The 13,518-nt window shown below is 64.7% G+C and carries 10 protein-coding genes; 5 read left to right on the top strand and 5 right to left on the bottom strand.

Annotated features, from left to right (window positions below; all coding sequences use genetic code 11):
* Positions 1-68: 68 nt before the first annotated feature.
* The 4 genes from fabI (at position 69) to ARC39_RS20605 (ending at position 6,548) form a co-directional block, all read left to right on the top strand.
* Entirely contained in the window at positions 69-833 is a 765-nt protein-coding gene (gene fabI, locus ARC39_RS20620) for an enoyl-ACP reductase FabI (RefSeq protein WP_068117242.1), read from the top strand.
* Positions 834-898: 65 nt separating this feature from the next.
* Positions 899-3,199, top strand: a complete 2,301-nt coding sequence (locus ARC39_RS20615; RefSeq protein ID WP_068117239.1) for an alpha/beta fold hydrolase — start codon at positions 899-901, stop codon at positions 3,197-3,199.
* A gap of 71 nt (positions 3,200-3,270) precedes the next feature.
* Positions 3,271-4,437, top strand: coding sequence for an acetate/propionate family kinase (locus ARC39_RS20610; RefSeq protein ID WP_068117235.1), 1,167 nt, complete (start codon positions 3,271-3,273; stop codon positions 4,435-4,437).
* 182 nt (positions 4,438-4,619) lie between these two features.
* Entirely contained in the window at positions 4,620-6,548 is a 1,929-nt protein-coding gene (locus ARC39_RS20605; protein WP_068117232.1) for a DUF3604 domain-containing protein, read from the top strand.
* A 219-nt stretch (positions 6,549-6,767) separates the two neighbouring features.
* Here ARC39_RS20605 and ARC39_RS20600 read toward each other — a convergent pair whose 3' ends face one another.
* From ARC39_RS20600 to ARC39_RS20585, 4 genes are all read right to left on the bottom strand, one after another.
* Positions 6,768-7,781: a HupE/UreJ family protein gene (locus ARC39_RS20600; protein ID WP_068117229.1), complete on the bottom strand. Its 1,014-nt coding sequence runs from the start codon at positions 7,779-7,781 to the stop codon at positions 6,768-6,770.
* The gene (locus ARC39_RS20595) at positions 7,778-8,620 is read right to left on the bottom strand and encodes a peptidylprolyl isomerase (RefSeq protein WP_068117225.1); all 843 of its coding nucleotides are present in this window, start codon (positions 8,618-8,620) and stop codon (positions 7,778-7,780) included. Before ARC39_RS20595 ends, ARC39_RS20600 begins: the two co-directional genes overlap by 4 nt.
* A gap of 116 nt (positions 8,621-8,736) precedes the next feature.
* Positions 8,737-10,044, bottom strand: coding sequence for a malonyl-CoA decarboxylase (locus ARC39_RS20590; RefSeq protein WP_068117221.1), 1,308 nt, complete (start codon positions 10,042-10,044; stop codon positions 8,737-8,739).
* 123 nt (positions 10,045-10,167) lie between these two features.
* Positions 10,168-10,629, bottom strand: a complete 462-nt coding sequence (locus ARC39_RS20585) for an Lrp/AsnC family transcriptional regulator (RefSeq protein WP_068117218.1) — start codon at positions 10,627-10,629, stop codon at positions 10,168-10,170.
* Between the two features lie 101 nt (positions 10,630-10,730).
* On the opposite strand from ARC39_RS20585, the gene ARC39_RS20580 reads away from it, so the two are divergent.
* Positions 10,731-12,155 (top strand): aminotransferase class V-fold PLP-dependent enzyme, encoded by a 1,425-nt coding sequence (locus tag ARC39_RS20580; RefSeq protein ID WP_068117213.1) that lies wholly within the window; start codon positions 10,731-10,733, stop codon positions 12,153-12,155.
* A 20-nt stretch (positions 12,156-12,175) separates the two neighbouring features.
* On the opposite strand, the gene ARC39_RS20575 is transcribed toward ARC39_RS20580, so the two are convergent.
* Positions 12,176-13,518 (bottom strand): LamG-like jellyroll fold domain-containing protein (locus ARC39_RS20575; RefSeq protein ID WP_303645111.1); only part of this gene is annotated, 1,343 nt, incomplete at its 5' end.

Genomic DNA, 13,518 nt, shown 5'->3' with positions numbered 1-13,518 from the left:
GCTGCATTGCAGCGAGATTGTTACCATTCGCCCCTAGGGTAGGTGCGACTCAATCTCGGGATTCCGCCATGTTTTCACTCTCCGGCAAGAAGGCGCTCGTTGTCGGCGTCGCAAATGACCAGTCAATCGCCTACGGCTGCGCGTCCGCACTGCGGGCACAGGGCGCCGACCTCGCGATCACCTATCTGAACGACAGGGCGGAGAAATACGTGCGTCCGCTCGCCGAGAAGCTGGACGCCGAGATCATCGAACCGCTGGACGTGAGCATGCCGGAGCAGGAGGCGGCGCTCTTCGATGTCATTCGCGACACGTGGGGAACGCTGGACATTCTCGTTCACTCCATCGCCTTCTGCCCCAAGGAGGATCTGCACGGCCGCGTCATCGATTGCTCTGCCGAGGGGTTCAAGCTGGCAATGGACATTTCGGTTCATTCCTACCTGCGCTTGATCCGGCTTGCCGAACCGATGATGGCGCAGGGCGGCACCTGCCTGACCGTCTCCTTCTACGGCTCCGAGGAGGTGGTGGAAGATTACAACGTCATGGGGCCGGTCAAGGCGGCACTGGAAAGCGTCACGCGCTACGTCGCGGCGGAACTTGGCGACAAGATGATCTCCGTCAACGCGCTCTCGCCGGGGCCGCTGGCTACCCGCGCGGCCTCCGGTATCGCGCATTTCGACGAGATGCTGGCCGATGCAGCCAAGCGGGCACCTACCCATCAGCTCGCGTCCATCGAGGATATCGGCGCCTATGCCGCTTTCCTTGCCAGTGAAGAGGCACGCAACGTCACCGGCGCGATCGTGAAGATCGACGGCGGGTACTCGATCATGGGTTGAGGCCGCCGGGTCGCGGGGAGCACCTCGTGCACCCTCTCGCGGTCTCCAACAGGGGAAGACATCAGATGCATCGCTCACTTTCCGATACCATCGACGCGGCCCGCGGTGCCGCCGAACTCCAGTCCTATTTCCTCCAGACCGTGACACAACGGCTTGGCGTGAAGGCGCTGAACAAGACGCAGGCGGATGCGGACAGGGTCCGTGCGGAAGCGCAGACCCTCGTGGAAGCCGCCATGCCGAGCGGGGACGGCAAACTGGTCCGCGCCTGGGCCGAATATGTGACCGATGCCGCACAGCGCAGCGTGCTGACGCTCGACGCTCTGCGCAAATGGTCCGACATGAACATCGAGACGCAGGACAACGGTGCGCCGCCGGAACACGTGCTGATGTACGATTTTGAGATCGTCATGGAGGGCAAGGATCTGCCGGAGCCGTCCAACTACGTCTTGCTGCGCATCCTCCCGGACGGCGGTCAGGACATCAAGCCGTGGAAGCGCCCCTATGTGATCATTGACCCGCGCGCCGGTCACGGCCCCGGAATCGGCGGTTTCAAGAAGGAAAGCCAGGTCGGTGTGGCGCTGGCAGATGGCCACCCGGTCTATTTCGTCACCTTCCGCCAGATGCCGCAACCGGGGCAAACCCTCGCGCACGTGACCCGGGCCGAAGCGGCCTTCCTGCGCAAGATCCGGGAGCGCCACCCGGACAGCCCGAATCCCATCGTCGTGGGCAATTGCCAGGGCGGCTGGGCCACGGCCATTCTGGCGGCGACCAATCCCGACCTCGCCGGTCCCATCGTGCTCAACGGCGCGCCCATGTCCTATTGGTCGGGCAAGCTCGGCCAGGACCCGATGCGCTATTCCGCCGGTGTGAATGGTGGCACCTTCCTCGCGCAGATGGCCTCCGATCTCGGCGGCGGCATCTTCGACGGTGCGTATTTGGTGGACAATTTCGAGAAGCTGAATCCGGGCCGGAACTATTTCCGGAAATACTACGACCTTTACGCCACCGTCGATGACGGGGTCGACCGCTTCCTCGACTTCGAGAAGTGGTGGGGCGCCTTCTACTGCATGACCGGCGACGAGATCCGCTGGATCGTTGAAAACCTCTTTGTCGGAAACAAGCTCGGGCAGAATACCGCGCAGCTGGAACCCGGCCGCCCGGTTGATCTCAAGGCAATCCGCGCACCGATCATCTGTTTCGCCTCCCATGGCGACAACATCACGCCGGTTGGACAGGCGCTGAACTGGATCGTCGATACCTATGCCGACGAACACGAGATCGAGGTGCTCGGGCAGCGAATACTCTACCTCGTACACGAAGACGTCGGGCATCTCGGGATCTTCGTCTCTTCCAAGATCGCGAAGCGTGAGCACACGGAAATGGCCTCCACGCTCAAGACCATCGAGGCGCTGGCGCCCGGGCTCTACGAAATCGTCATCGAGGATGTGCAGGGCGAAGGCCACGAGAAGCACTTCGCGCTGAGTTTCGCGCGCCGGACCCTCAAGGATGTCGCTGCTCATTCCGGTTTGCGGCGCGACGAGCCTGCCTTTGCGGCCGTCGCCCGTGCGTCGGAGGCGATCACGGAGGCCTATGACACGATGGTCAGCCCTGTCCTGCAGGCGACGGTGACCGAAGACATGGGCAAGATTGCCCGAGACACCCACCCCATGCGTTTGCAGCGCCGCGCCTTCGGAACGTCCAATCCGCTGATGGCCAATGTCCCCGCCGCCGCGGAGAACGTGCGCAACCTGCGCAAGCCGGTGGCGAAGGACAATCCGTTCCTGCTGGCCGAACAACTGACGGTCGACATGATCGAAACCAGCCTGAACATGATGACGAGCTGGCGCGAGGCGATGCAGGAGGTGACCTTCTTCTCGATCTGGGGCGCGCCCATGGCGATCAACTACGGTATCCCGCGCAATATCCACCGCACGCGAAAACGCCCGGAAGACCTGGTCAGCCTGCCCGGCGTGCAGGATGCCCTGGCCCGGACCGGCGAGGGCGGGTTTGCCGAGGGCCTGTTGCGCATTTTGATCCTCCTGGCCAATACCCGCGCCGACGTGCGCCAGGATCGGCTGGCACGGTCGGCCGAGATCCTCTCGGAGACGCCGCCGTTTCACGAGATGCCACCCGAGCTTCGGACCAAAAAGATCCAGGAACAGACCCTCATCGTGGAATATGGTGGGGAGCGGGCGATCGAGACGTTGCCGCAGATCCTGACCACCGGTGAGGACCGCATGCGCGCGCTCGACACCGCCAAGTACATCGCCGGCGATCCCACGGAAATGGAGGCGGCGACCCGTGCGATGATCGAACGCATCGAGGGGCTGCTCGGCCCGGTTGCTGTCCCGAACGCGGCACAGTAAGCCTGTACAGGACCGGCGCCGCACCGCAGCGTGGCGGCGCCTGCTTTCACTTTCTCACAAGGAGGGGGCCGATGTCCGCCATCCTGACCCTGAATGCCGGGTCCAGCTCCATCAAGTATTCCGTATATCTCGACGAGGACACGAACGGTGACGGCGACCCGGAGTGCATCGCTGTCGGGCAGATCGACGGGATCGGCCCCGATGCCCGCCTGATCCTGACATACAAGGGCGAGAAAACGGAAACCGCGCTTGGTCAGGCCGACCACAGGGCAGGTCTTCAGGCGGTGTTGAAGGTGCTCCAGCCGATCTTGGGGGACCGGCCTGTCTCCGGTGTCGGACACCGGATCGTGCACGGTGGCACGGAATATGCCGACCCGATCCTATTGACCGGGCCGATCCTGGATAACCTTGCAAAACTCACGCCGCTCGCGCCATTGCATCAGCCGCACAATCTCGCGGCGATCCGTGCCGCGATGGAAGCGTTTCCCGATGCGATCCAGGTCGGCTGTTTCGACACCGGGTTTCACCGTGGCCATCCCTTCGTGAACGACACCTACGCGCTGCCGCGGGAGTTCTACGCCAAGGGTGTGCGGCGCTATGGGTTTCACGGCCTGAGCTACGACTACGTGACCGGCTACATCGAAGAGACCTATCCAGATCTCCGCAATGCCCGCGTGGTGATTGCGCATCTCGGCAACGGCGCGTCCATGTGCTGCGTCAAGGGCCGCCAGTCCATTGCCTCCACCCTTGGATTCTCGGCAGTGGACGGCCTGCCAATGGGAACGCGCTGCGGCCAACTCGACCCTGCGGTCGTCCTCTACCTGCTGGATCAGGGCATGTCGTCAAAGGAAATCTCCGACATGCTGTTCAAGAAATGCGGCCTCCTCGGCATGTCCGGCATCAGTCACGACATGCGCACGCTGCTGGAGTCCGACGCACCGGAAGCCGAGGAGGCGGTGTCCTATTTCGTGGCACGGGTCCGCCGGGAGGTGGGGGCGCTCGCAGCCGCCGATGGCGGTATCGACGCGCTCGTCTTCACCGGCGGCATCGGCGAGAACGCCTGGCAGATCCGCGAGCGTGTCTGCGCGGATCTGGGCTTCCTCGGGATCGGCGTCGACGCAGATGCCAACCGGACCCGCGGCACCGAAGACATCGGCACCGGCCCGGTCAAGGTTCTGGTGGTGAAAACCGATGAGGAGCTTGTCATTGCCCGCGCGGTTTCGGAACGCGTGACCTGAGCGGCGACGCGCGCGCGCCCCAGGGGAACTTCCCGCCACCGCCGCGTCGCGTCGCCGTGGAATACCGCAGGGATCGCGCATTTGGGTCGCGGGCAGATTCTCCGGATTTCGTGGTATGCTCCCAGCGATTCAACAAGGCAGGCGCCAAGCCTGCACGTCCATTGAGCCGTGGGAGGCCTTCTATGTTCATTCGTGCGTCCGTCGTGACCGGTATCGCCTGTCTGTTGGCGATGCCCGCCGCCGCGCAATTCATTCCGTCCGAGGAATCCATCCAGGGTCTGTACCCGGGCAAAGCCTATTCCCCCTATGCCGAGCGGTCTTTTCCAAGCCGTGTCTTCTGGGGCGACACCCATCTTCACACCGGCTACTCGATGGATGCCGGTCTCTTCGGCAACACCACCGGCCATGACACGGCCTACCAGTTCGCCCGTGGCGAGCAGGTGATGGCCGCAACCGGCCAGCCGGTGAAGCTCGCCCGGCCGCTCGACTGGATGGTGCTGACCGACCATTCCGACGGCATGGGCCTGATCTTCGACATGCGCGACCAGAAACCCAACGTCATGGAGGTGGAGCAGAGCCGCGCCTGGGCCGAGGCGCTTGCCGAGGGCGGGGAGGCCAGCGCGGCCGCCGCGCTCGATCTGATCACCACCTTCTCGCAGGGCAAGATCGACCCCGACCTGATGGCGCAGTATTCACCGGGTTCGCCGATCTATGCCTCGGTCTGGGAAACGGTGGTGGAGAAGGCGGAGGAGTACAACGAACCGGGCATTTTCACCGCGTTCATCGGTTTCGAATGGACCTCGCTGGTCAAGGGCAACAACCTGCACCGCAACGTCGTTCTGCGGGACAACGGTGACCGCGCGCTGATGGTGGAACCCATCGTGACCCAGCCGCCGGTCGGCTCCACCGACCCGCTCGATCTCTATGCCTGGCTGGAAGCCTACGAGGAAAAGACCGGCGGGCGCGTTTTCGCGCTGGCGCATAACGGGAACCTCTCCAACGGCCTGATGTTCCCGACCGAACAGCAATACACCGGCGCACCGATCGACGAGAACTATGCCGCTCTGCGCGGAAAATGGGAGCCGCTCTATGAGTTCACCCAGATCAAGGGCGACGGCGAGGCGCATCCGGCGCTCAGCCCGGAGGATGAATTCGCCGATTACGAGACATGGGACGTCGGCAACCTCGACCTGACCGAAGCCAAGACACCGGAGATGCTCAAGGGCGAATATGCCCGCGAGGCGCTCAAGCAGGGGATGGCGCTTGAGACGAAACTCGGCACCAACCCGTACAAGTTCGGCGCGGTGGGGTCGACGGACAGCCACACATCGCTCGCGACAGCGGATTCCGACAACTACTTCGGCAAGGCGACGAACGCGGAGCCCAACCCGAACCGCATGCAACACCCGTTCACCAAGACCGACATCGGCGCCTTCGAAGGCTACGAGTTGGTGGCGTCCGGCTACACGGGCGTCTGGGCGGAGGAAAACACCCGCCACGCGCTTTGGGATGCGATGAAGCGCCGGGAGACCTACGCCACGACCGGGCCGCGCATGATGGTGCGCTTCTTCGGCGGCTGGGACTTCACCGAGAACGACCTGCGCTCCCGCCAGGCGGCCTTCGCCGGGTACGAGCGCGGTGTGCCCATGGGCAGCGACCTGCGCGCCGCGCCCGACGGTGCCGAAGCGCCCACCTTCATGGTCTATGCGCTGCGCGATCCGATTGGCGCAAACCTCGACCGGATCCAAATCGTAAAGGGATGGATGGACGCCGAGGGCGGTCTCCAGGAAAAGGTATTCGACGTCGCCTGGTCGCAGGGGCGTGAGCCGGACGCGGACGGGAAGCTGCCCGCCGTCGGCAATACGGTGGACGTGGAAGCCGCGGGATACACGAACACCATCGGCGCGGCCGAACTGGCGACGGTCTGGACCGATCCGGAATTCGATGCGTCGCAGAAGGCCTTCTACTATGCCCGCGTGCTGGAAATTCCGACGCCGCGGTGGGTCGCCTACGATGCGCTCCGGTTCGGTGTCGCGATTCCCGAAGGCGCGGAAACCTCCCATCAGGAGCGCGCCTATACATCGCCGATCTGGTACGGACCGGAAGGGTAGGCGGGACGAGGCCCGGTAGCCCCGAAGGCGTCGACGGGCCCCGCGTTCGAGCACGCCGTTTCCCGCGCGGAATCTAAGGCCGTCAGGTCGCCGCGCATCGCCGGTCCGCCCCGCCGGGCTGGCGATTAGGTGGCATCAGGCGACTGTGCGCTTCCGCCCTCTCGATGGACGGCCGCGTTCGGAGAATTACAGCCGGGATCCCAATGGCCTGAGCACGGCTCAGAATGCCATCACACGTTGGACGAGCCAGAGTGTTGCGGTGCTGCCGATGGCATATCCCATGGCCGTCGATCCGGGCGCATGCGGGGTTCGCAACGCGGCGAGCAGGGACGGAAGCGCGGCGCGGGCGAGTGCCGCCGCCGAGAGAACAGCCGCGACGAACGCGAGTTGACCGGCCTCGACGCCGACATTGAAGGCCAGCAGGGCCGCCGGGATATCGCCAGCGGGCAACCCGATTTCGCTCAACGCACCGGCAAACCCGAGCCCGTGCAGGAGGCCGAAGGCAAAGGACGCAATCCACGGAAACCGCTGGCTGAGCCGTTGTTGCCCCTCTTCCTGCTTCAGGATCTCGACCGCCAGGAACACGATGGAGAGTGCAATCGTTGCCTCCACCGGTGGTCCGGGCACCGAGAGCAGGCCGAGCGTCGCCAGGGCAAGCGTTATGGAATGCGCCACCGTAAACGCGGTCACCGCCCCGACAAGACGCCACGGGTCGCGGATCAGCATCAACAGCGCGAAGACGAACAGCAGGTGGTCGAGCCCTTGCAGGATGTGATCGAACCCGAGCTGGAAATAGCTGCTGAACACTTCGCGCGTCGATGGCGTTTCCGGGATTGTGTATGTCGTGACATCCGGCGTCAGCCGATGGCTGCCCGCCCCGCCGTCAAGGAACTCCAGCCGTAGCAGCACGTCGGTTCGCTGGCTCTCCAGCCCGTCGATCTCGACCACCTGACCGGAAATTCCGCCCGGGCAGGTGCTCACCCAGGCCGCGACCCAGGCGGCTCCGTCGTGGCGCGGGTCTGGCCCGATGTTCGGCGCGCAGGTTTCCGGTAGGACCGCGTCGATCGCCATGGGCGCGCCATTCACATCCGGCTTGCGCCAGAACACCCGGAAACTCTCCGGCGCCACTTGTCGGATGTCCAGGAAACCCGGCTCCAGCGCGTGTCCGGACGCGCTGCACAGGCTCGCGACAAGAAGCGCCATGGCCAGGAAAAGCCGACGAAGCGGCATCATTGCAGCACGTCTCCGGACCAGTCGGAGAGGTCTGGCCTGACGATTTCGTAACGATCCGCGAGGGTCGCGACCTGCGCCTCCGACAATGTTTGCGACATTTCACGCTGCCAGTCGAAGAGCACCGCCTCCTCGATTTCCGACAGCTCCGGAAGCCGCGCCGGTTCCCGCGCGACGATGCGGACGAGATGGTCGCCGTAGCCGGACCGGATTGGTCCCTGCCACGCGCTTTCCTGCAGTTCCTCGAGCGCGGCGAAGACGCCCTGGCCGAAGGTGGCGTCGATTGCCTGCTGCGGGGAAAGCGGCACCTGCTGCGGCAGCAGGGAGCGTTGGCCGAGCGTTGCCGGGTCGGCCCCGCCATCGAGCGCCGCGCGGAGTTCCTCCACGCTCTGCGGCTCCGCCTGCGCGCCGAGAAAGACCTGCTCGAATGCGAGCTTCCCGGCCTGCAGAAAGCGCTCCGGATTGGCTGCGAGATGCGATTGCAGCGCCGATTCCTCCGGTTCCATCGACTGCGCGATGGATGTCGTCAGGAAATCCATCTTCTGCGTCAGCCGGCCCCGGATCACGCTGTCGCCAGCGTCGAGGCCCATGGCCCGTGCCTCCCGGACCAGCACCTCCTCCCGCACAAGGCTATCGACCAGGCGTTCAAGCTCTTCCGCCGTGGGCGGGCGACGCCAGGTGGAGCGGTATTGTTCCAGCAGTCTGTTCACATCCTGATCGTCGATGACGATGCGGTCCGCGCGGTCGTCGGCGGGCCCGGACGGCGACTGCCACGCGTAATAGGCAAAGATCGCCATGGCGAGCAGAAGGAAATGAAAGAGTGGTTCTTTGACAAAACGCATAACGTTCCGGTTCGGGCCCGATGGACGTGTCGGGTCACCCTAGCGGTGTTTGTGCGGAAATCAACGGAACCCTTTGCTCGATCAATGCCTTGCCCGCGCAAGGGGCGGGTGGGAGGTCACTCCGTCTCCGTCTCCGTCTCCGCCGGCGCCGGCACCGTCGGCGCGCCCTTCTCGGAGCGGGCGCGGGATCGCACGGCGCGGCTGGCGGCGATACTCTTGTCCGCCGTGAAGCTCTCGTGGCGCTTCTCCGTCTGTGCCCGGTCATAGAGGTAGTTGACCATTACGCCGCTCGACTGCGCCATGCCATTCGCGCTCGTGTCGGCGCCGGAGTGAACATCGTGCACCATGGCGCCATTGCCGAGGTGGAAACGCGCGACCGGATCTCGGGGATAGCCGTCCGGGCGTTTTGCTTCCAGCAGGTAGCGCGCGGCAAAAGCCTCGGCCTCCGCGTCCGTGGCCGCGCCTGCCAGCACCGTTTCGGCCTTGGCATCGCCCTTGAGCGTTTCCAGCCAGCGGTTGAACCCGGGCAGCGGCGAGAGCGTGACGAACGTGTCGAGCTTCGGCAGTTCCTGCGACAACTCCGTCACCACCTGCTTGATGAGAAAATTGCCGAACGAGACGCCCTTGAGACCTTTCTGGCAATTGGAAATCGAGTAGAAGACAGCCGTGTTCGCCTCCTCGGGCGGCAGCTCTTCCCGCTCCACTTCCAGCAATGCCTGGATCGACCCGGGCACGCCCTTGGTCAGCGCCACTTCGACGAATATCAACGGCTCGTCCGGCATCGTCGGGTGGAAGAAGGCGAAACAGCGCCGGTCGGCCGGGTGCAGGCGGCGGCGCAGATCGTCCCAGTCGTGGATCTCGTGGACCGCCTCGTAGGCGACGACCTTCTCCAGCAGCTCCGCCGATGTGTTCCAGTCGATCTGCTCGATTCTCAGGAACCCACGGTTGAACCAGCTGCGCAGCAGGTGGACGAAATCCATGTCGGTTCGCCGGAGGTCCGGCCGCTCCTTCAGCATCTCCAGAAGGTCCACCCTTGCCGCAACCAATTCCGCCGTTGCGCCGGGCGCCTGGTGCAGCCGGCGGAACAATTCCTGCCGTCCGGGTTCGGCGGCGCGTACAAGTGCCGCGAAATTCTCGGTCGTGGGCACCTCGCCATAGGCCTGCGCCAGCCCCGCGACCGTCGCGGCATCGACATCGAGTTCTTCGTTGAGGAAGGTGAAGAAGGCCAACTTCTCGTCGCGTGACATGGCGCGGTACTTGTCGAAAATCGCCGAGGCGAGTCGCAGGCCGGCAACCTCGCCCACGGTGGACAGCAGCGCCATGCACATCTCTTCGATCGGCCGGCGGTCGGTGCCGTTGGCGCTCCAGCGGCCGCGGCCGTAGAGGTTGGACAACAGGTCTCCGAGGAAACGGGTTCGTGCCATGAAAAACTCCTTTCGGGACGTCAGCGAACGCCCCGACGCGAGTCTATCGAACCGGCCCCAGCGGTTCATCCACTATGTGGACAAGGACGGTCTGCAGAATTCCGGTAGCTCCGCGATTGCGTGCTAGAGCGGCAGCGGACGCTGCTCGACGATTGATTCCATTGCGAAATACGACGTCACGGAATCCAGCTCCACCTTCGAGATCAACCGCTGGTACACCGCGTCGTAGCTGTCCATCGACTCGGTGACGACCTTCAGCAGGTAATCGTAGTCGCCGCCGATACGGAAGAAATCCACGACTTCGGGGATCGTCTGCACGTGGCGGCGGAACGTATCCAGCCACTCGGCCGAGTGGTGGCGGGTCCGCAGCATGACGAAGACCACGAGCCCCAGCCCGAGCGCCTTGCGGTCCACGCGGGCCGTGCTGCCTTTAAGGATTTCTGTATCCCTGAGAGCCTTGAGCCGCCGCCAGCACGCGTTCTGCGAGATCCCGACGGCCTCCGCCAGTTCCCGCTGGGACAGGGCGGAATCGCGTTGAAGCGCGCGAAGAATGGCCCGGTCAATATGATCTATATTTTCAGCCATTTGCCTATCGTATGATAGATAAACTCGCGAAATTCTAGCAAATTGTGGGAGGTTTTCAACGGGCGACGGGTGCATTCTTGGCGGAAAGGGAGTGTTCATCCATGCCTGCACCGCTCGACCAGTTCAAAACCGATCTCCAATCCGACGACGTGATCGCCAAGCTTCAGGCCGGCCTGATCGGGGAGGGGGTGGCGATACCGGGCCTCGATGGGCCCGTGCGGCTGGTCTACGCGGATTACGTTGCCTCCGGGCGGGCACTGCAGCAGGTGGAGGCATTCGTTACCGCGCATGTGCTGCCCTTCTACGCCAACAGCCATACCGAGGCCTCCTGGTGCGGCAGCTACATGACCCGGCTTCGCAATGCCGCGCGCGCCGAGATCGCGCGGCTGACGAGGGCGGGCGACGATTGCGCGGTCATCTTCACCGGCGCCGGTGCGACGGCGGGTCTCAACCGGCTGGTGACGCTGCTGGGCGTCGAAGAGGCGCAGAACCCGGTGGTTTTCATCGGCCCCTACGAGCACCATTCGAACATCCTCCCGTGGCGGGAGAGCAAGGCGAAGGTCGTCGAAATCCCCGAAGCGCCGGACGGCGGGCCGGACATTGAGGCGCTCGAAATCGCTCTGGAACAATATGATGCGGCCGATCTGAAGATCGGCAGCTTCTCCGCCGCCTCGAATGTAACGGGGATTGTCACGGACGACCGCGCGGTCACGCTTGCACTGAAGCGACATGGCGCACTTTCGGTGTGGGACTACGCCGGTGGCGCACCCTATCTCGACATGGACATGGGCGAAGGTGCCGCAGCAAAGGACGCCATCGTCCTGTCGCCGCACAAGTTCCCCGGCGGTCCGGGCGCCTCCGGCGTGACGGTTCTGCGCCGCCGCGCCGTGCACCGGCAGCGGCCCAGCTGGCCCGGCGGCGGAACCGTTTCCTTCGTGTCCCCCTGGGCGCACAGCTATTCCAGCGATCTCGCGGCGCGCGAGGAGGCCGGCACGCCGAACATCGTCGGAGACATCCGCGCGGCCCTCGTGTTCCTGGTCAAGGAGGCCATCGGGCAGGCGCGCCTCGACGCGCGCGAGGCCGAGTTGAACGCAATGGCGCTCGCCGCCTGGCACGGCCACCCGCAACTCACGTTGTTGGGCTGCGACACCGCCCGCCGCCTGCCAATCTTCTCCATGCTGGTGCGGGACACGTCTGGCCAGCCGGTTCACCAGCAATTGTTCACCCGCATGCTGTCGGATCTCTACGGGATACAGGCCCGCGGCGGCTGCGCCTGCGCCGGCCCCTATGCCCACCGTCTGCTGGGGATCGGCCGTGCCGCCTCGCGCGACCTTCAGCGCGAACTCGCGGCAGGTCACGAGCTTGAGAAACCGGGCTGGGTGCGGCTGAACTTCTCGGTGCTGATGTCCGACGAAACGGCGCGCTACATCATCGCCTCGGTGCTGGACCTGCTGGACCGGCTGGACGAACTTCTGCCGCGCTACCGCTGCGATCCGGCAACCGCGCGGTTCCGCGCGGTCGCCTGACACGCGTCACCGCGCCCGCTTCAGACGATATCGGCCACAGCAACCGTGCGGTCATCAAAGACCAGGAAGTCGATGTCGTAAAGCAGGTCCCGACCCTCGTAGTAGCCGTCTGCGCCACCGTCATAGCTGTCTGTCACGATCAGGCGCTGCTGATCCTTGCCGCGCGCGCTGTTGTAGTAGCTCTCTGCGACGATATGGTAATCGGCGTAGTCGCCGTCGAAGATCGCCCGGTCGCGCTCGGATTTCACGCCACCGTCGCCCCATCCGTTGCCGAAGAGCGAGTCGTCGCCAAGCCCGCCGGCGAGGCGGTCGTTGCCGGTATTCCCCTTGAGCTCGTCATTGCCGGCGCCGCCCGCGATCACGTCGGCATTGGCGCCGCCGTCGATGTAGTCGTCGCCGTCGCCGCCTTTCACGATGTCGCGGCCATCGCCGGCATAGAGCCGGTCGTCCCCGCCGCCGCCGAAGATGTAGTCGTCGTGATCCTGGCCATGCACCGTATCGTTGCCGCCGCCCGCGGAGAAGATCTCGGATGCCGAGGTGCCGTAGAGCGTCTCGTCCTCGCCCGTGCCCACCTGCACGTCGTCCGGCCGCACCGTCAGATCGTCGAAGTCGAGGAAACGGGCCTTGTTGCCGATGACCTTGGTCGCGCCTTTCCCGGTGACCTCCAGCCATCCGCCATCGTTGGTGGAGAACCGGTATTTGCCAACCTCGCCGTCGAAACTGACGGTTCCCTCGGCCTTTGCGTTTCCGTAGAGCGCCTTCATTTCCAGCTGGCCGGAATAGATCGCGAAATCGTCGATCTTGCCGGTGAACGCGCCGTTGACCTTGTCGGCCTTGCCCGGGGTATTGCTCGTGCCGCTCGCGCCGACGACCAGCGCCTCGCTGTTGCGGTAGAGCGTCTGCGTCAGGTCCTCGTCATAGGCGACTTTCACCCCGTCCACGTAGAGCGCCGCGCCCTCTTTGCCGAAGCTGAAGGCGAACTCGTAGCTGGTCTTCGTCTCCAGGATGTCGGAGGCAACGAGGTAATGCGTGGCGTCCCGCGTCTGGAACCGCACCACCAGGTCGCCGTCGGATTCCACATAGGCGGTCAGGTGCCCGCCCGCGCCGTAATCCGTCGCGTCCTTCGAGAAGAGCGCACCGTAGGACAGCTCCGACCCGGTCTTGAAGCGGAAGGCGACCGTGCCGTTGCGCAGCGCCAGCGCGTCCTCGTGGTCGAAGACCAGCGCGTTCTGCGACATCCCGTCGAACTCCTGCACCGTGGGAATCGCGAGCACGGGTTTCTTGCCATTGGCCAGCACGGTGCCGCCGTCGCCCACCGGCTCCGCGGGTTTGCCGATGTTCCCGCGTTCTTTTGCGGCGTCTG

Source organism: Tropicimonas marinistellae (assembly GCF_001509585.1).
GTDB classification, from domain to species: domain Bacteria; phylum Pseudomonadota; class Alphaproteobacteria; order Rhodobacterales; family Rhodobacteraceae; genus Tropicimonas; species Tropicimonas marinistellae.
Note: the sequence above shows the minus strand (reverse complement) of the source record. Positions and strands in the feature narration are given on the sequence as shown.